This window comes from Actinosynnema sp. NPDC050801 (assembly GCF_040673975.1).
GTDB lineage: Bacteria > Actinomycetota > Actinomycetes > Mycobacteriales > Pseudonocardiaceae > Actinosynnema.
The window spans coordinates 34,836-53,695 of record NZ_JBFAQZ010000010.1 but is presented as its reverse complement, the minus strand read 5'-3'; the positions used below and the strand labels follow the sequence as shown (position 1 = coordinate 53,695).

The window sequence follows — 18,860 nt, the reverse complement described above, 5'->3', positions numbered from 1 at the left end:
AGGCCCGCGACGTGAAGCACCGGTTGGCCGACCTCGGCTACGCGGCCGGCTGGCGGCTGGTGCGGTTGCTGCCGGAGCAGGCGGCGCGGGTGCTGTTCGACGCGGTCGCCGACCGGGCGGCCAGGCGCGGCGGCGCCGGCGTGGGGCAGCTGCGGGCGAACCTGCGCCGGGTCGTGCCCCGGGCCGGCGAGGCGGAGCTGGACGAGCTGGTCCGGCTGGCCGTGCGCTCCTACGCCCGCTACTGGCGCGAGGCGTTCCGGATGCCGTCGCTGGACCTGAAGGACGCCTACGCCGAACTCCACCGGACGATGAGCGGCGTCGAGAACCTGGACGCGGCGCTGGCCGAGGGGCGCGGCGCCGTCATCGCGCTGCCGCACTGCGGCAACTGGGACATGGCGGGCGTCTGGCTGGTCGGGCACTGCGGCACGTTCACCACCGTCGCCGAGCGGCTCAAGCCCGAGTCGCTGTACCGGCGGTTCATCGCGTTCCGGGAGAGCCTCGGCTTCGAGGTGGTGCCGCTGACCGGCGGCGACCGCAACCCGGCGCTGGTGCTCGCCGACCGGCTGCGCGCCAACCGGGTCGTCTGCCTGCTCGCCGACCGCGACCTGACCGCGGGCGGCGTGCCCGTGACGTTCTTCGGCGAGCGCACCCTGATGCCCGCCGGTCCGGCGCACCTGGCCGCGACCACCGGCGCGGCGCTGATCCCGGCGGGCCTGTGGTTCACCGAGGACGGCTGGGTCATCCGGCTGCACCCGCCGATCCGGGTGTCGGGCACGGCGGGCGTGCCCGCGGCGACCCAGCAGATCGCCGACGTGTTCGCCGCCGACATCGCCGCCCACCCCACCGACTGGCACATGATGCAGCAGCTGTGGCTGGCCGACCTGCCGGAGAGCAGGCAGAAGGCGCTGCGCCGGGTGCTGGCCCGCCGGGGGGAATCCGCGTGAAGGTCGGCATCGTCTGCCCGTACTCCTTCGACGTGCCGGGAGGGGTGCAGGCGCACGTGGTCGACCTGGCCCGGGCACTGCGGGGCCTCGGGCACGAGGTGGAGGTGCTGGCGCCCGCCGACGACGACACGCCGATGCCGGAATTCGTCACTTCGGCCGGCCGCGCGGTCGGCATACCGTACAACGGTTCGGTGGCGAGACTGTCGTTCGGACCGGTGTCCTTCACCCGCGTCCGGCGCTGGATCGCCGAGCACGACTTCGACGTGCTGCACCTGCACGAGCCGACCGCGCCGTCGTTGTCGATGCTGGCGCTGATGGTCGCCGACGGCCCGATCGTGGCCACCTTCCACACGTCCACGCCGCGGTCGAAGATGCTGTCGGCGTTCCAGGCGGTGCTGCAGCCGTTCCTGGAGAAGATCACGGCCCGGATCGCGGTGTCCGCGCTGGCCCGACGGGTCCAGGTGGAGCACCTCGGCGGCGACGCGGTGGAGATCCCCAACGGTGTGGACGTCGGGTTCTTCGCCGACGCGACACCCCTGGAGGGCTACCCGCGCCCCGGCGGCACGGTCGGCTTCGTCGGCCGGTTCACCGAGCCGCGCAAGGGCATGCCGGTGCTGCTCGACGCGTTGCGCCTGCTCGACCTGCCCGACGTGCGGCTGCTGGTGGTCGGGCGCGGCGACTCCGACGAGCTGCGCAAGCAGGCGGGGCCGGAGCTGGCGTCCCGGATGGTGTTCCTGGGCATGGTGGACGACGAGACCAAGGCGCGCGCCCTGCGCAGCGTCGACGTCTACTGCGCGCCCAACACCGGTGGCGAGAGCTTCGGCATCATCCTGACCGAGGCCATGTCGGCGGGCGCCGCGGTGGTGGCGGGCGACCTGGACGCGTTCCGGCGCGTGCTGGACGACGGCAAGGCGGGCGTGCTGACCCCGGTCGGCGACCCGGCCGCGCTGGCCGCGGCGCTGCGCGAGCTGCTGACCGATCCGGCGCGCCGGGCGGACTACGTGGACGCCGCGCGGCAGCGCGTGATGATGTTCGACTGGTCGATCGTCGCGCACCAGGTGCTGCGGGTGTACGAGAGCGCCATGGCCGCGGACCCGCGTCGGGTGGGTGAGGCGTGACCAGTTCCGGCGTCGCGACGACGTTCCTGGTGCTGCTCGCGCTGGCGGTGCTGGTCGGGCCGTGGACGCTCGGCACGGCGAACCGGCTCGACCGGCTGCACGTGCGCACGGACGCGGCCTGGGCGGCCCTCGACGCGGCCCTGGCGCGACGGGCGGTGGTGACCCGGGCGGTGGCCGCGGTGTGCGGCAAACCGGAGTTGCGCGCGGCGGCGGACCGGGCCGAGCGGTCGACGCGGTCGGACCGGGAAGCGGCCGAGAACCGGCTGTCGGCGTTGCTGGAGGGGCTGGACCGGTCGATGTGGGAACCCGAGCTGGCGGCCGAGCTGTCCGACGCCGAGCAGCGGGTGGTGCTGGCGCGGCGGGTGCACAACGACGCCGTGCGCGACACGTTGGCGCTGCGCAGGCGGAGGTCCGTGCGGTGGCTCCGGCTCGCGGGCACCGCGCCCACGCCGTCCTACTTCGAGATCGCCGAACCCGGCGGTGACGCCGAGGCGTCCGCGTTGACCCAGCGCGTGTCCGCGCGGGTCGTGCTGCTGGACGCCGAGGACCGGGTGCTGTTGTTCGAGGGCATCGACCCCAACCGGCCGGACGAGCTGTTCTGGTTCACCGTCGGCGGCGGGGTCGAGCCCGGGGAGGACGTCCGGACCGCGGCGGCGCGGGAGCTGTTCGAGGAGACCGGTGTCGAGGTCTCCGGCGACGAGCTGCTCGGTCCGGTGTGGAAGCGGCACGCCGTGTTCGCCTTCGACGGCTTGAACTACGCGGCGGTCGAGTGGTTCTTCGTGGCAAGGGTGGAGGGAGTCGACGTGGACACCTCGCGGTTCAACGAGATCGAGCAGCAGACCATCCGCCGACACCGGTGGTGGTCGGCCGCGGAACTGGCGTCGACCGACGCGACGGTGTACCCGGTGCAGCTGGCCGAGGTGCTGCCCGGCGCGCTGGTCGAGTGGGACGGCACGACCCGTTCGGTCCGATGATCGGGATATCGAGCCGGTTGGACGACGTGGTCGCCTTCTACCGCGCGCTGGAGGCCTCCGACCGGCCGCGCGCGTGCTTCGAGTTCGTGGACGCCGAGGGCTGGGTGGACGAGGGCGCCCGTGCGCTCTACGAGACCGTGGAGTACGACGGCGAGCTGATCACGATCCGGCAGATCGAGCTCCCCTCGGCCGGCGGCATGCACCGGTACTCGTGGCGGGTGATGGAGGACGCCTACGGCTGTCTCACCGACGAGCCGCTCGACCCCCACGACGACCCGATCAAGCCGATCCCGCGGGAGATGTTCGAGGCGATCTGGAACGCGGTGCCCGAGCAGGCGTGACACGTCGGTCGCACGGCCGATCGGTGTATCGCGTTCCCGTTCCCGCGGGCAGCTGCGGCTCGGTCACTTCGCCGTCGTGCCGGGCTGAGCCCGACCCCGCCCGGAGTGATCGGCTCGTCACGCGAACGGTGGGTGTGTCGCGTTCGGACACCCGCCGGCTTAAGGTGATCCGGCTCATCGGAGATCCTGGGGGGAACACCGTGCGTTGGCGTGTGGCGTTGTCGGTGTGTGCGGTGGCCGTGCTCGGGGTGCAACCCGTTGCGGCACAGGCTGATCCGGCCGGTCGGCCGGTGGCGGGCCAGTCCGCGGGTGCCCGGTCGGTGAACCCGCGGGCCGTGGACGAGGGCGCGACGTTCGTCCCGGTGGCGCCGCGCCGGGTGCTGGACACCCGCGACGGCACCGGGGGCGCGGCCGGCCCGATCCAGAGCCGGCTGACCCTCGACCTGTCCGCGCACGTGCCGGCCTCGGCCACCGCGGTGGTGTTCAACCTGACCGGCACGGAGCCGACGGCGGCCACGTACGTCAAGATCGCCGCGGCGCAGCACGACCAGCCGGCCAACTCGAGCCTGAACCTGGGCGTGGGCGAGACCAGGGCCAACCTGGTCACCGTCGCGCTGCCGGCCGGGCAGCGGCTGCTGCACCTGTACAACAACGCGGGCACGGTGCACCTGATCGCGGACGTGGCCGGGTACTACACCACCGACGACGCGTCGCGGTTCACCACGACGCCGCCGACGCGCGTGCTGGACACCCGCACGACCACGGCCCTCGGGCCCCGCGCGTCACGCGAGGTCGACCTGTCCGCGCACGTGCCCGCCTCGGCCACCTCGGTGACGTTCACCCTGACCGGCACCGAACCGACCGCCACGACGCACGTGATCGCGCACCCGTCGGGCGCGACGCGGCCCGTGGTGTCGAACCTGAACCTGGTGCCGGGCCAGACCGGCTCGAACCTCGTGACGGTCGCGTTGGGCACCGACCGCCGGATCTCCCTCTACAACAACGCGGGCGCCACGCACCTGGTCGTGGACCTGGCCGGCTACTACGCGGGCGACCGCGGCCACCGGTTCTTCCCGGTGTCGCCGATCCGTGCTGCGGACACGCGTGAGGCGGGCGGTCCTCTCGGTGCGGGCCAGACCAGGGTGGTCGACCTGGGCACCCGGATCCCGCTCTCCTCGGTCGCCGCCGTGGTGAACCTGACCGGCACCAACGTGACGGCGGCGACGCACGTCACGGCGTACCGGTCGGGCACGACCCGGCCGACCGCGTCGAACCTGAACCTGTCGCCGGGGCAGGACACGGCGAACGGCGCGGTGGTCGCGATCGGCGGCGACGCGCGGATGGCCCTGTACAACAACGCCGGCTCGACCGACCTGGTCGTCGACCTCGCGGGCTTCTTCGCCACGCCGCCGCCCTGCACGGCCGACTGCGTGCACGGCTGGGGCGGCCACCTGCGCTACGGCTCGACCCCGTCCCGCCGCCCGTGGCTGTCCGGGATCACCGACGTGGCCGCCGGCCAGGGTGTCGCCTACGCGCTCAAGTCCGACGGCACGGTCCTGGCGTGGGGCGACAACGAGGCCGGGGCGCTCGGTACCGGCGTCTTCGGCGGCACGTCGACGGTGCCCCTCCCGGTCACCGGGTTGACCGGCGTGACCGCGATCGCCGCCGCCGGGGACGGCACCGGGTACGCGCTGAGGTCCGACGGCACCGTGTGGGCCTGGGGCGAGGGCGAGTACGGCCAACTCGGCCAGGACTGGTACGGCCTCGACTCGAACGTCCCGGTGCCGGTGCGCGGCCTCACCGGCGTGACGGCGATCGCCGCGATCAGCGCCACGGGCTACGCGCTCAAGTCCGACGGCACGGTCTGGGCCTGGGGCGACAGCTCCTTGGGGGCGCTGGGCGACGGCACCTGCCCGCCCGATCCGCACTGCGGGTCCGGCACGCCGGTGCGGGTGGCGTTGCCGCGGCCGGAAGGCACCGCGTTCATCGCGATCGCCGCGGCAGGCATGGGGCGGACCGCGTACGCGTTGCGCTCGGACGGCACGGCGTGGGCGTGGGGCCGCAACTACGACGGCGAATCGGGCACGGGCGTACCGCACACGGGCAAGGTCAGCCCGACCCCGGTCGCCGACCTGACCGACGTCGTCACCATCGGCGGTGGCCTGGAGGTCGGGTACGCCGCCACCGCGGACGGCCGGGTGTGGGCCTGGGGCACCGACTACTGGGGCGCGCTCGGCACCGGCACCGTCTGCGCCGACCCCGGCACGCGCTGCCGGCAGGCGGTCCCCGTGCGGGTCTCCGGGCTGACCGGGGCCGTCGCGATCGAGGGTGCCCACGGCACCGCGTTCGCCGTCCAAGCGGACGGCTCGGTGTGGGCGTGGGGCCGCAACTCCGTGACCGGGGACCTGGGCAACGGCACGACCGGCGTCTGCGACGGGATCCCGTTGTCGGACGAGTGCCGGTCGACCGTGCCGGTGCGGACCGCGATCGCCGGCGTGTCCGCCGTCGCCGCGGGCGGGCTCGGCCACTTCGCCGTCGTGCGGGGCTAGGTGGCGTGAACCCGGGTGTTCCGCCCGGGCCGGGTGTGGACCGGATCGGGGTGTGGGCCGGCGGGTTCCCGGTCGTGCGACCGCGAACCCGCCGAGTCACGACCAGCCGGTGGAACGGCCCGAGGAGGCGGACCGCGCCGCCCGGGTCGGCGGCGTCTCAGAGGATGAACGTCGCGATCATCTGCCCGAGCAGCCGCACGTCGGCGTGGCCCTTGAACTCCAGCCGCACCTGACCCAGGCCGCTGAACCACAGGTCGAGCTCGGCGTCCATGTCGAAGGTTCCCGCGGTCTCGATGGAGAACGCCTGCACCCGGCTGTAGGGCAGCGACGTGAAGTCCTTCTTGCGGCCGGTCATGCCCTGGACGTTCACCGCGATCACCCGCTTGTTGGTGAACACCACGAAGTCCCGCACGGTCTTGAAGCTCGACACGATCTGCTCGCCCTGGATCAGGATCGGCGACACCTGCGACGCGATGTCCTCGGGCGCGCACGGCGCCAGCTTGAAGACGGACTGCTTCTCGAAGTCGATCACACCCGCGACGGTACCGGCTACCTCGGCCACCCCGCCGGGTTCGAGACCGATTCCCGGGAGATCCCCGACCCCGTGTCCGGGTGATCCCCGAACCGGTCGGCGTGCAGCCGCGCGAAGAAGTAGCAGAACACCTCGCACTCGGCGTCCGGCACCGCCACGCGCGGATCGCGGGCCACGGCCTCGTAGAACTCCTGGCCCAGGACGAGGACGAAACCGCGGGCGTAGAGGAAGCCGTCGTCCGAGCCGTCGGTGACCTCCTGCACGTCGGCCCGGTCGATCTCGTACAGCTTGCGCTCGGCCACCCGGTCCAGCGCGGTCAGCTCCTCGGCGGACAGGTCGGCGGAGGCCGCCACCAGCGCCCGCAGCACCGCCGGCAGGTGCTCCTCCAGCTCGGCGGCCTCCTCGAAGGCCTCCGCGGTCACGTCGCGCTTGGCCAACGCGCGCCGCACCTCGTTCGGGCCGGGCCCGAGCGTGGCCCACGCGTTCTCCAGCATCGCCCAGAAACGGGCCTCTTCGGCAGCGGTCGGAAGGGTCATGCGGCGACGCTAGCAACGGGGTACGACAATCGGGGAACGCCGGGGTCGGGGGGTGCGCCGGTCACCCGGAACACCCCCCGATCGGGTCACACCCGGCCGATCACCTCGTCGCCATAGGACGCGAGCGTCTCGTCCTTGTCGTCGTGCATCAGGTACAGCGCGAAGTTGTCCACGCCGAGCTCCCGCAGCTCCTGCAACCGGTCCACGTGCGCGGACGCCGGGCCGAGCAGGCAGAACCGGTCCACGATCGAGTCCGGCACGAAGTCGGCCGACCGGTTGCCCGCCTTGCCGTGGTGGGAGTAGTCGTAGCCCTCGCGGCCCTTGATGTAGTCGGTCAGCGCGGCCGGCACCGCGCCCGTGTCGCCGTACCGCGCGACCAGGTCGGCCACGTGGTTGCCGACCATCCCGCCGAACCAGCGCAGCTGGTCGCGCTGGTGCGGCAGGTCCGCGCCCACGTACGCGGGCGCGGCCACGCAGATCGTGATCGACGACGGGTCGCGGCCCGCGGCCACCGCCGCCTCGCGCACCGACCCGATCGTCCACCGCGCGATGTCCACGTCCGCGGTCTGCAGGATGAACCCGTCCGCCTGCTCGCCGACCAGCCGCAACGCCCTGGGCCCGTAGGCGGCCATCCACATCTCCAGCTTGCCGTCGTGCACCCACGGTATGCGCACCGGCGTGCCGTGGTGCTCGACCTCCCGCCCCTCGGCCAGCTCCTTGATCACCGTCATGGCGCGGCCCAGGGTGGACAGCGTCGCGGGTTTCTGCCCGATCACCCGGCGGGCCGAGTCGCCCCTCCCGATGCCGCACACCGTGCGGTTGCCGAACATGTCGTTCAACGTGGCGAACAGCGACGCGGTCACCGACCAGTCCCTGGTGCTCGGGTTGGTCACCATGGGGCCGACCACCAGGTCCTTGGTCGCCGCCAACACCTGCGAGTAGATGACGAACGGCTCCTGCCACAGCACCACCGAGTCGAACGTCCAGCCGTACCGGAAGCCGTTGTCCTCCGCGGCCTTCATCGTCGCCACCACGTCCCGCGCGGGCGGATCCGTCTGGAGCACCACACCGAAGTCCACTGCCGCCCCCTACACCAGGTACTGGTTCAGCTCGCGGGACAGGAACTCCCCGTGCCCGGCCGCGCCGTGGAAACCGCCCGCGTCCACGACCACCCGGCCGCGCGAGAGCACCGTGTCGACCTTGCCGGTGATCTCCATGCCCTCATACGCCGAGTAGTCGACGTTCATGTGGTGCGTGGCCGCCGAGATGACCTGTCGCGCCGACGGGTCGTACACCACGACGTCGGCGTCCGCTCCGGGCGCGATGACACCCTTGCGGGGGTACAGGCCGAACATCCGCGCGGGCGTGGTGGAGCTGATCTCCACCCACCGCTCCAGGCTGATCTCGCCCTTGACCACGCCCTGGTGCAGCAGGTCCATCCGGTGCTCCACGCCCGGCATCCCGTTGGGGATCTTGGAGAAGTCGCCGCGCCCGAGCTCCTTCTGGTCCTTGAAGCAGAACGGGCAGTGGTCGGTCGAGACCACCGACAGGTCGTTGGTGCGCAGGCCCCGCCACAGCTCGGACTGGTGCTCCTTGGGCCGCAGCGGGGGAGAGGCGACGTACTTCGAGCCCTCGAAGTCCGGCTTCGCCATGTCCTCCAGCGACAGGTACAGGTACTGCGGGCACGTCTCGGCGAACACGTTCTGCCCGGTGTCGCGCGCCTTCGTCACCGCGTCCAACGCCTGCGCGGCGGACAGGTGCACGATGTACAGCGGCGACCCGGTGACCTTGGCCAGCGCGATGGCGCGGGACGTGGCCTCGCCCTCCAGCTCGGCGGGCCGGGTCAGGCCGTGCTCGACGGGGTCCGTGCGGCCCTGCGCGAGCGCCTGCGCGACCAGCTGGTCGATCGCGATGCCGTTCTCCGCGTGCATCATGATCGTCGCGCCGGTCTCCCGGGCCTTCTGCATGGCGCGCAGGATCTCGCCGTCGGTCGCGTAGAAGACACCGGGGTAGGCCATGAACATCTTGAACGTGTTCACGCCCGCGTCGATGCAGGACTCCATCTCCTTCAACGACGTGTCGGTGACGTCGGAGACGATCATGTGGAACCCGTAGTCGACCGCGCACCGGCCGTCCGCCTTGGCGTGCCACTTGTCCAGGGTGGACAGCAGCGAAGAACCCTTGGGCTGCACGGCGAAGTCGATGATCGTGGTGGTGCCGCCCCAGGCCGCCGCGATCGTGCCGGTCTCGAACGTGTCCGCGGAGAACGTGCCGCCGAACGGCATCTCCATGTGCGTGTGCCCGTCGATGCCGCCGGGGATCACGTACTTGCCCGCGGCGTCGATCGTCTCGTCGGCCTGCACCGGGAAGCCCGGCGCCAGCAGCGCGACGATCTTCTCGCCGTCCACCAGCACGTCGGCCGTGACGGCGCCGGTGGCGTTGACCACCCTGCCGCCCTTGATCAGGGTGCTCACGGCCGGACCAGCCCTTCGTAGGTGTCGGGACGGCGGTCGCGGTAGAACGCCCAGAGGTTGCGGACCTCGGCCAGCAGGTCCATGTCGAGGTCGCGGACCACGACCTCCTCCTCCGTGTCGGACGCCGCCTCGCCGACCAGTTGGCCGCGCGGGTCGGCGAAGTACGACTGGCCGTAGAAGTCGTTGTCACCCAGCGGTTCCACGCCCACCCGGTTGATCGTGCCCACGTAGTACTCGTTCGCCACGGCCGCCGCGGTCTGCTCCAGCCGCCACAGGTACTCCGACAGGCCCCGGCTGGTCGCCGACGGGTTGAACACGATCTGCGCGCCGTTCAGCCCGAGCGCCCGCCAGCCCTCCGGGAAGTGCCGCTCGTAGCAGATGTAGACGCCCACCTTGCCCACGGCGGTGTCGAACACCGGGTAGCCCAGGTTGCCCGGTTTGAAGTAGAACTTCTCCCAGAACCCCTTGACCTGCGGGATGTGGTTCTTGCGGTGCTTGCCGAGGTAGGTGCCGTCCGCGTCGATCACCGCGGCGGTGTTGTAGTAGATGCCCGGCTGCTCCTCCTCGTACATCGGCACGACGAGCACCACGCCGAGCTGCCCGGCCAACTCGCACATCAGGTCGGTGGTCGGGCCGTCGGGGATGCCCTCGGTGTAGGAGTAGTAGTCCGCGTCCTGCACCTGGCAGAAGTACGGCCCGTAGAACAACTCCTGCAGGCACACCACCTGCGCGCCCTGCGACGCGGCGGAGCGGACCGCCTCGACCGCGTTCGCGATCATCGACTCCTTGTCGCCGGTCCACTTCTGCTGCACCAGACCTGCTCGGATGATCTTGCTCACGCGTTCTCCCTCCGTGGCGCCAGCGCCAGGTAGACGAGCATGCCGCCGACCAGGCCGACGACCCAGTTGTAGTCGTAGAGCGGCTTGAGGAACGGGATCAGGCCGTCGGCCGGGAACGGCCCGTTGTAGGCGCCGCCGACCGCGAGCACCGAGCCCACCAGCGTGGCCGCCACGGCCCGCCAGTTCCAGCCCGCCTTGAACCAGTACGCGCCCCGCCCGGCCAGGTAGAGGTCCGGCAGCTCCAGCCGCGTCCTGGCCAGGATCCAGTAGCCGGCGACGAACACGCCCGCCACGGACGCCAGCAGGCCGCCGTAGAAGCCGAGCCAGGCGAAGATGTAGATGCCCGGGTCGGAGATCAGCCGCCAGGGCTGGATCAGGATGCCGATCACGCCGGTGATCAGGCCGCCCACCGCGAAGGTGATCTTCTTCGGGAACGCGTTGGAGAAGTCGTAGGACGGGCTCACCACGTTCGCCGCGAGGTTCGCCGACACCGTCGCCAGCACCAGCGCCACCAGCGCCACCAGCACCACCGCGGTGCTGTCGAACCGGCTGGCCAGCTCCGCCGGGTCCCAGATCGCCTCGCCGTACAGCGCCATCGCGCCGGAGGTGGTCAGGATCGCCACGATGGCGATGAACGACATCGTGGTCGGCAGGCCGAGCAGCTGGCCGACGACCTGCTTGCGCTGGCTGCCGCCGAAGCGGGTGAAGTCCGGCATGTTCAGCGACAGCGTGGACCAGAACGCGATCATGCCCATCAACGACGGGAAGAACACCTTCCAGAAGTCCGCGCCCCAGCCGAGCTTGGACGGCTCGGACAGGATCGGGCCGAACCCGCCCGCCTTCACCGCCACGTAACCGAGCAGCACCAGGAAGCCGACGCTGACCAGCGGCGCGGTCCAGTTCTCGAACCGGCGGATCGCCTCCATGCCACGCCAGATGATCAGCATCTGCACCACCCAGAACGCCAGGAAGCACAGCCACAGCGTCCACACCTGACCCAGCACGACCGGCGCGTCCACCCACCCGTCGCCCGCGAGCCTGCCCACGATCACGTGCAGCGCCTTGCCGCCGACCCACGTCTGGATGCCGAACCACGCGCACGCGATGAACGCCCGCAGCAACGCCACCAGGTTCGCGCCCCGGATGCCGTAGAACGCGCGGGCGAACACCGGGAACGGGATGCCGTACTTCGTGCCCGCGTGGCTGTTGAGCAGCATCGGGACCAGCACGATCAGGTTGCCCAGGGTGATGGTCAGGAACGCCTGCAGCCAGTCCATCCCCAACGCCACCAGCGACGCGGCCAGCGTGTAGCTGGGGATGTTGTGCGCCATGCCCATCCAGAGCGCGAAGAAGTTGTACGTGGACCAGGTGCGCCGCTCCAGCGGCACCGGCGCCAGGTCGGAGTTGTAGTGCGGGCTGTCCGCGATCGCGGAGTGATCACGCAGCTCGACGCGGCCGTCGGGATCGGCTGTGACCTGGGTTGCGGAGTCAAGGGCCATCGGTCACTTCCCTGTTACGCTCGTGAAACACCCTTCGTACGCGCGGTTCGGCGCGATTTCCATCCCGGCATCCTCCGGTCGGCCCGCGCGCCTGGGCAGTGTCAAAGTGTCCACGCTTGACATGATCAGGGCACACTCTGTCCATTGCCACTCCAGCCGCTGGTCCGGGCCGGTCCGCGGACCTCCGGAGTCGCTGGTCCGGGCCGTCGCGCGCACCTCCGGCCGACCCTCGACTGGTGGTGGACGGTGACCTACCGTCCGGTGGATGAAGCTGGAACTGCGGCACCTGCGGGTCGTCTGCGCGATCGCGGACGCGGGCAGCCTGTCGAAGGCGTCCTCCCTCCTGGGCCTGGCGCAACCCGCCCTCACGGCCCAGCTGAACCGGATCGAGTCCCTGCTCGGCGGCAAGCTCTTCGAGCGCGACCACAAGGGCGCCCGGCCCACCACGCTGGGCGAACTGGTGCTGGAGCGGGCGCGCGTGCTGCTGCCCGCGTTCTCCCGGTTACAGGAGGACGCGCTGCGCCTGGTGGACGACGACGTGCCCGGCGACCGGTACCGGGTGGGCGCGGTGAACGGCCCGATGCTCGGCGGGCTGGTGCACCGGCTGACGGAGGCGCACGCCGGCGCGCACGTCTCCACGCAGGTGTCCTGGTCGGGGCGGGAGCTGTCCGCCATGGTCGCCGCCGGTCGGCTCGACTACGTGCTGGTCGGCGTGTGCGGTGACGCGCCGCCGCCGTCGGAGCACGGGCTGACGTGGCACGTGATCGCGGTCGACCCGGTGTTCGTGCTGATGCCGGAGGACCACCCGTTCACGCTGCTGGAGGAGGTGGAGCTGGGTGCGTTGAGGGACATGCAGTGGGCGGTCGTGCCGGGCGACGGGTGCTTCGGCGACTGCTTCGTGGCCGCGTGCAGCCGGGCGGGCTTCACCCCGCGCACCATGTACGAGGTCGACATCAACAGCTGCATCGAGCTGGCCTCGTCCGGTGACGCGGTCGCGCTGTGCCAGCCGACGTTCCGCCGCACCCCGGGCCTGGTCTCGATGCCGCTGGCGGGCGCGCCGCTGCGGTGGCGGCACCTGATCGGCTGGGACCCCGAGGGCCCGGCCGCCGCGTTCGGCCCGCAGGTGCTGCGGTACGCCGCCGAGGCCTACCGGGAGACCGCCGAACGCAACCCGCGCTACACGGGCTGGCTGCCGGGTCACCCCGAGTACGGCGCGATCCCGCACCACGCGCCGGTCTGACCCCGCACCAGGTGTCGGCCCGACCCCGCACCAGGTGTCGGCCTGAGCCCGCACCAGGTGTCGGCCCGACCTTGCACCCCGCACCTCGCACCCCGCCCTTGGCGTTCGGCCTTCGCACGCCCTCGACCTCCGCCCGAAGCCCCGGACACCCGTCGCCGACCGGTCCGGCCGTCGACCCGGCCGGCGGTTGTCGCCGAAGCGATGTCCGTCGTCGGCCGGGTGGCCATCACTGCGTCTTATGACCTAAGCGGTATTACCGCGACCGGGCCGGCGGTCCTACCTTCACTGGGAATCCCTGCCTCCCTTGAGGAGATTTCCCCATGTCAGCACTGTTGAGACCACTGGCGCTCGCCGCGGCGCTCGTCGCGGCGGGACTCCTGACCCCCGCCGGCGCGACAGCCACCGCCCAGGCCGCCCCTGCCGGCCAGGACGCGGAGGTCCTGTCCTCGATCCAGCGCGACCTCGGCCTGGACGCCGACCAGGCGCGTGCCCGGCTGGCCGCCGACGAGCGCTCCGCCGACGCCGCGCGTGCCCTGCGCAAGCGGCTGGACCGCTCGTTCGGCGGCGCGTGGATCGACTCCTCCGGCACGCTGACCGTCGGCGTGACCCGCGTGTCCGACGCGGACCAGGGCGGCGTGCGCACCAAGCTCGTCCAGCGCAGCGAGGGCGACCTGGACGCGGTGAAGGCGGCGTTGGACGCGAACGTGGCCAAGGCGCCGCGGTCGGTGCCCGGCTGGTACGTGGACCTGCCGACGAACACCGTCGTGGTCAAGTCCCGGCCCGGGGAGCTCGCCGCCGCACGCGCGTTCGCCGCGTCGTCCGGCGTCGACGCCGCCGCGGTCCGGTACGTGGCCACCACCGAGGCGCCCCGTCCCCTGATCGACGTGATCGGCGGCAACGCCTACAACATCGGCAGCGGCACGCGCTGCTCGGTCGGCTTCTCGGTCAACGGCGGGTTCGTCACCGCCGGGCACTGCGGCTCGACCGGCGCGTCGACGTCCAACCCGAGCGGCACGTTCCGCGGCTCCAGCTTCCCCGGCAACGACTACGCGTGGGTGCAGGTCGCGGCGGGCAACACGCCGCGCGGGCTGGTCAACAACTACTCCGGCGGCACGGTGTCGGTCGCGGGCTCCCAGGACGCGCCGGTCGGTTCGACGGTGTGCCGGTCCGGTTCCACCACCGGTTGGCACTGCGGCACCATCCAGGCCCGCAACTCGTCGGTGACCTACCCGCAGGGCACGGTGAGCGGTCTGATCCAGACCACCGTGTGCGCGGAGCCCGGCGACTCGGGCGGCTCGCTGCTGGCGGGCACCCAGGCGCAGGGCGTGACCTCCGGCGGTTCGGGCAACTGCCGCACCGGCGGCACCACGTACTTCCAGCCGGTCAACGAGATCCTCCAGGTCTACGGCCTGACCCTGATCACCTCCGGCGGCGGCGACCCCGACCCGCCCACCGGCTGCGACAACTCCGAGACCACCCACAACGGCTCCCTGGCCGCGGGCGGGCAGGCGTACCAGCCGAACAACAGCTACTACCAGTCCACGGTGTCCGGTGCGCACGTCGGCTGCCTGGCTGGCCCGAGCGGCGCCGACTTCGACCTCTACCTGCAGAAGTGGAACGGCAGCTCGTGGGCCGTCGTGGCGAAGGGCGACAGCCCCGGCGCGAGCGAGACCGTGAACTACAACGGCACACCCGGCTACTACCGGTATCGCGTGCACGCGTACAGCGGCTCCGGCAACTACGCGCTGGGGGTCACCAACCCCTAGCGGCCACGGGGGGAAGAAACCGCCGCGGGCCCGTGTCGCACCTCGTCTCCCCGACACGGGCCCGCGCGGCACCCGATCCGCCACGGGGGCGGGCGGCCCCGCGGTTCCGGTACCCCGACCCCGGACCCGCGGGGCTCTCACCACCGCTCGCGCACCGACTCGGCCTCGGGGTGCCCGATCGCCCCAGTAGACGGCCAAGGTCGTCTTCCCGATGCCCGCGGTGCCCCCGATCGAGGTGATCAGCAGGGTGGACTGCCGGTCCACCTGCGCGGACAGGAAGTCCAGGGCGTGCGCACGGCCGACGAAGTGCGGCACGGCGGGCGGTAGTTGGTTGATCGGGGCGGGCGGGGCGGGTGGACGTGGACGCCGCCGTGGATGGCGCCGGCCTGCACGACCGGACCGTGCACCGGTCCGCCCACGCGGTTGGGTAACTCGGTCACACAGCCAGTGTGACTCGATCGAGTGGCCCAGGTTTACGGAGCGTCAGTCACCTGATCGAGCGGTCAAGGGTGGGGGGTCTGGTGGTCGATGCGTAGGAGGTCAACTTGCAGGTCCCCAACCAGGTTAGGAAAACCGTGTCTGGATACCGCACGCGCGGACTCCTGCGTGCCGCCGCCCTGCTCGCCGTTGGTACCTCGCCGCTGCTCGCGTCCGCCGCGTCCGCAGCCGAGGCACCCACGGAGATCATGGACGGCAAGATCCGCAACGCCCCCGAGGTCGGCATCGACGTCACCAAGCCCGCGACCGACCTGCTCAGCGGTCAGGCCGTGCAGCTGCCCGCGCCGCTCCCCGGTGGCGCGTCGGAGGTCAAGGCGCCGCAGGTGGCCGCCCCCGCCGCGCTCAAGGCCCCGGCCGCGCCCGGGCTGCCGCAGGCCGACGACGTCCTCGCACCGCAGGCCCGCGCCCTGCCCACGCCCCCGGCGCTCCCGCTCGTACCGCCCCCGGTCACGGGTCCGGCGCAGGGGCCCGACCTCGCGGAGCTGGACAAGCTGCCGGTGCCGATGCCGCTCGGCTAGGCCGTCGACGTGGGCGGGCGGGGCAGCTGAGGGTCCCGCTCGCCCATGTCCTGCACCAACAACGCCACGTACAGCGAGAGCACCGACTCCGGGTCCTCCAGGGACACCCCGAGCACCTGCTCGATCCGGCTCAACTGCTGGTAGTACGCGGTCCGGGAGAGGTGCGCGGCGGCCGCCGCGGCGGACTTGTTGCCGCCGTGCTCGCAGAAGCACCGCAACAGCTCCACCAGCCGGGTGCCCTGGTTCGCGTCACGCGACAGCAGCGGCCCCAGCTCGCGGTCCGCGAACGCCACCACCCGCTCGTCCTCGCGCAGCAGGTGCAGCAGCCCGCGCAGCCGCACGTCGTCCAGCCGGTGGTACAGCCGCGTCCCGGGTGACCGCAGCGCCGCACCCGCCACGTGCGCCGCCTCGCCCAACGACCGCCGCACGTCCGGCAGCGCGCTCACGGTCGTGCCGACGGCCACCACCACGGGCAGCGCGTGCTGCGTCGCCGCCGCCCGCCGGTGCACCTCCCGCGCCAACCGCCGCAGCACACCGTCCAAACCGGCCTGCGGCGGCAGTGACAGCAACGCCCGCACGCTCGTGTCGTCCACCACGCCGACGAGCGCGGGCACGGGCACCCGCCGCGCCGCCAACGCCGTCGCCTCGGCCAGGTCGCGCAACACCTCCTGCGAGGCCAGCGCCTGCGCGGGTGCGGTCGCCGTGCCCGGCCGGATCGCCACCCCCACGAGCTGACGCCGTTCCAACGGCACACCGAGCGCGGCCGCACGCGTCGGCAGGTCGTGCGGCGGCTGCCCGAGCAGCTCGGTGAGCAACGTGCGGTGCGTCTGCCGTTCCAACGACTCGCGGTCCCGCGCCACCAGCCGGTGCACGGCCAACGCCGACGCGGCGCGTTCGGCCACCACGACGTGCCGGTGCGGCGGCGCCTCCGGTGACAGCAGCACCAGCCGACCCCAGTCCGCGCCCCGCGCGCCGACCACCGTCACCAGCCACCCGGCCTGCGCGTGGTAGGCGGTGCGCTCCGACACGGCCACCGCCCGTGACCGCTGGCCCCAGTCGGCCAGCAGCGCGGTCGGGTCCTGCCCCGCCGCGTCGTAGGCCAGCACCTCGTGCCCCAACGTCTCCAGCACCACCGGCAGCCCGGCGGTGCGGGCCACCTCGCGCAGCACCTCGGCGGGCTCCGCGCCGGCCACGGTCAACGCGGTGAACGCCTCGTGCACCTGCTCGGCCGCCCGCAGCTCGGCGAGCTGGGCGTCCACGATCAGCGACACCACGGCCTCGGTCACGGACACGAACCGGGTCTCCTCGGCCAGCGTGACCAGCGGCAGCTCGTGCTGCTCGGCGGCGGCCACCAACGCACCGGGCACCTCGTCGCTCCACCGCCGCACCAGCTCCACCACCAGCCCGGACGCGCCCACCGACGCGAGGTCGGCGACGTAGCGGCGCAACCCGTCCGGGTCGTCGGGCAGCGCGATGCCGGTGGTCAGCACCAGTTCGCCACCGCGCAGCAGGTGCGCGATGTCGGCCACCTCGGCGACGTGCACCCACCGCACCCGGCGGCCCATCCCGGCGGCCCCGGCGACCACGGCCGGCTTGCCGCGCCGGACCACGGGCAGGGCGAGCGCTTCGGCCACCGTGGGGTACATGGACACAACGTAATGCGCCGGGCGGCAAAGGGGTACAGGTTGTCCATGGCGGCCCCCGGCACCGCCGACCACACTCCTCGCAGGGACCTACGACCGGAGGACGCGATGGGACACGAGGAGTTGCTGGCCCGGCACCGCGCGGTGATGCCCGACTGGATGGCCCTCTACTACGAACGGCCGATCGAGCTGGCGAGCGCGAGCGGACGCCGCGTCACCGACCGCGAGGGCCGCACCTACCTGGACTTCTTCGCCGGCATCCTGACCAACGCGGTCGGCTACGACGTCGCCGAGATCTCCGAGGCGATCCGGGCCCAGCTCTCGACCGGCGTGCTGCACAGCTCCACCCTCTACCTGATCCGCTCGCAGGTCGAGCTGGCCGAGAAGATCGCCGAGCTGTCCGGGATCCAGGACGCCAAGGTGTTCTTCACCAATTCCGGCACCGAGGCCAACGAGACGGCGCTCATGCTGGCCACCCAGTACCGCCGCAGCGACCAGGTCCTCGCGCTGCGCAACTCCTACCACGGCCGCGCGTTCGCCACCGTGGCGATCACCGGCAACCGCGGCTGGTCGGCGTCCTCGCTCAGCCCGGTGAAGGTCAGCTGGGTGCACGGTGGCTACCGGTACCGCAGCCCGTTCAAGGACCTGTCCGACGCCGACTACGTCAAGGCGTGCGTGGCGGACCTGCGCGAGGTGATCGAGACGACGACCGCGGGCGACGTGGCGTGCATGATCGCCGAGCCGATCCAGGGCGTCGGCGGGTTCTCGTCGCCGCCGGACGGCTTGTTCGGCGCGTTCAAGGAGGTGCTGGACGAGTACGGCATCCTGTTCGTGTCGGACGAGGTGCAGACCGGTTGGGGCCGCACCGGCGAGCACTTCTGGGGCATCCAGGCGCACGGCGTGACGCCGGACGCGATGACGTTCGCGAAGGGCCTGGGCAACGGCCTGGCGATCGGTGGCGTGGTCGCGCGCGGCGACCTGATGGACTGCCTCAAAGCCCACTCACTGTCCACGTTCGGCGGCAACCCGATCGCCACGGCGGGCGCCCTGGCCACGGTGGACTACCTGCTCGACCACGACCTCCAGGCCAACGCCGCCAAGCTGGGCGAACGGCTGATCGACGGGTTGCGCGACATCGCGGCGGACCGCCCCGCCGTGGGCGACGTGCGGGGCAAGGGCCTCATGGTCGGCATCGAGCTGGTCGGCCCGGACGGCTCGCCGGACCCGGCGCGGGCGGTCGCGGTGCTGGAGGGCACGCGGGAACGGGGGCTTCTGGTGGGCAAGGGCGGCCTGTACGGCAACGTGATCCGCCTCGCCCCGCCGATGACGCTGACCGAGGACGAGGTCGAGGAAGCCCTCGGCATCCTGGAGGACGTGCTGTGAACACGA

Annotated in this window: 16 protein-coding genes; 9 read left to right on the top strand and 7 right to left on the bottom strand. The window is 72.2% G+C overall.

Features of this window, described 5'->3' with window-relative positions; genetic code table 11:
- The first annotated feature begins 11 nt into the window (after window positions 1-11).
- The 5 genes from AB0K14_RS22670 (at window position 12) to AB0K14_RS22650 (ending at window position 5,926) form a co-directional block, all read left to right on the top strand.
- Window positions 12-944: a phosphatidylinositol mannoside acyltransferase gene (locus tag AB0K14_RS22670; protein WP_360457173.1), complete on the top strand. Its 933-nt coding sequence runs from the start codon at window positions 12-14 to the stop codon at window positions 942-944.
- Window positions 941-2,062: a glycosyltransferase family 4 protein gene (locus AB0K14_RS22665; RefSeq protein WP_360457003.1), complete on the top strand. Its 1,122-nt coding sequence runs from the start codon at window positions 941-943 to the stop codon at window positions 2,060-2,062. Before AB0K14_RS22670 ends, AB0K14_RS22665 begins: the two co-directional genes overlap by 4 nt.
- A complete protein-coding gene (locus AB0K14_RS22660) occupies window positions 2,059-3,036 on the top strand; it encodes an NUDIX domain-containing protein (RefSeq protein WP_360457005.1) in 978 nt (325 codons plus the stop codon). Before AB0K14_RS22665 ends, AB0K14_RS22660 begins: the two co-directional genes overlap by 4 nt.
- The gene (locus AB0K14_RS22655; RefSeq protein WP_360457007.1) at window positions 3,033-3,377 is read left to right on the top strand and encodes a hypothetical protein; all 345 of its coding nucleotides are present in this window, start codon (window positions 3,033-3,035) and stop codon (window positions 3,375-3,377) included. The genes AB0K14_RS22660 and AB0K14_RS22655 overlap by 4 nt, the downstream gene beginning before the upstream one ends.
- Before the next feature lie 200 nt (window positions 3,378-3,577).
- Entirely contained in the window at window positions 3,578-5,926 is a 2,349-nt protein-coding gene (locus AB0K14_RS22650; protein ID WP_360457010.1) for a hypothetical protein, read from the top strand.
- A gap of 157 nt (window positions 5,927-6,083) precedes the next feature.
- On the opposite strand, the gene AB0K14_RS22645 is transcribed toward AB0K14_RS22650, so the two are convergent.
- From AB0K14_RS22645 to AB0K14_RS22620, 6 genes are all read right to left on the bottom strand, one after another.
- Window positions 6,084-6,458, bottom strand: a complete 375-nt coding sequence (locus tag AB0K14_RS22645; RefSeq protein WP_360457013.1) for a PH domain-containing protein — start codon at window positions 6,456-6,458, stop codon at window positions 6,084-6,086.
- Window positions 6,459-6,475: 17 nt separating this feature from the next.
- Window positions 6,476-6,994, bottom strand: a complete 519-nt coding sequence (locus tag AB0K14_RS22640; protein ID WP_360457016.1) for a DUF4240 domain-containing protein — start codon at window positions 6,992-6,994, stop codon at window positions 6,476-6,478.
- 86 nt (window positions 6,995-7,080) lie between these two features.
- The gene (locus AB0K14_RS22635) at window positions 7,081-8,073 is read right to left on the bottom strand and encodes a TIGR03842 family LLM class F420-dependent oxidoreductase (RefSeq protein ID WP_360457019.1); all 993 of its coding nucleotides are present in this window, start codon (window positions 8,071-8,073) and stop codon (window positions 7,081-7,083) included.
- 9 nt (window positions 8,074-8,082) lie between these two features.
- Window positions 8,083-9,468 carry a dihydropyrimidinase gene (gene hydA / locus AB0K14_RS22630; RefSeq protein ID WP_360457022.1) on the bottom strand — a complete coding sequence of 462 codons (1,386 nt, stop codon included), beginning with the start codon at window positions 9,466-9,468 and terminating at the stop codon, window positions 8,083-8,085.
- Window positions 9,465-10,307, bottom strand: a complete 843-nt coding sequence (locus AB0K14_RS22625) for a nitrilase-related carbon-nitrogen hydrolase (protein ID WP_360457025.1) — start codon at window positions 10,305-10,307, stop codon at window positions 9,465-9,467. Before AB0K14_RS22625 ends, hydA begins: the two co-directional genes overlap by 4 nt.
- Entirely contained in the window at window positions 10,304-11,806 is a 1,503-nt protein-coding gene (locus AB0K14_RS22620; RefSeq protein WP_360457027.1) for an NCS1 family nucleobase:cation symporter-1, read from the bottom strand. Before AB0K14_RS22620 ends, AB0K14_RS22625 begins: the two co-directional genes overlap by 4 nt.
- A gap of 265 nt (window positions 11,807-12,071) precedes the next feature.
- Between AB0K14_RS22620 and AB0K14_RS22615 the strand changes: the two genes are divergently transcribed.
- The 3 genes from AB0K14_RS22615 (at window position 12,072) to AB0K14_RS22605 (ending at window position 15,828) form a co-directional block, all read left to right on the top strand.
- Window positions 12,072-13,046, top strand: a complete 975-nt coding sequence (locus AB0K14_RS22615) for a LysR family transcriptional regulator (protein ID WP_360457030.1) — start codon at window positions 12,072-12,074, stop codon at window positions 13,044-13,046.
- 320 nt (window positions 13,047-13,366) lie between these two features.
- Complete coding sequence (locus tag AB0K14_RS22610; RefSeq protein ID WP_360457033.1) at window positions 13,367-14,812, top strand: S1 family peptidase; 1,446 nt, start codon at window positions 13,367-13,369, stop codon at window positions 14,810-14,812.
- Window positions 14,813-15,387: 575 nt separating this feature from the next.
- A complete protein-coding gene (locus tag AB0K14_RS22605; protein ID WP_360457036.1) occupies window positions 15,388-15,828 on the top strand; it encodes a hypothetical protein in 441 nt (146 codons plus the stop codon).
- Here the strand turns inward: AB0K14_RS22605 and AB0K14_RS22600 are convergent.
- Window positions 15,825-17,474: a PucR family transcriptional regulator ligand-binding domain-containing protein gene (locus tag AB0K14_RS22600; RefSeq protein WP_360457039.1), complete on the bottom strand. Its 1,650-nt coding sequence runs from the start codon at window positions 17,472-17,474 to the stop codon at window positions 15,825-15,827. The two genes, AB0K14_RS22605 and AB0K14_RS22600, sit on opposite strands and share 4 nt — an antisense overlap.
- 105 nt (window positions 17,475-17,579) lie before the next feature.
- Here AB0K14_RS22600 and AB0K14_RS22595 point away from each other — a divergent pair, with 105 nt between their 5' ends.
- Window positions 17,580-18,854, top strand: a complete 1,275-nt coding sequence (locus AB0K14_RS22595; protein WP_360457042.1) for an aspartate aminotransferase family protein — start codon at window positions 17,580-17,582, stop codon at window positions 18,852-18,854.
- Window positions 18,855-18,860 lie beyond the last annotated feature (6 nt).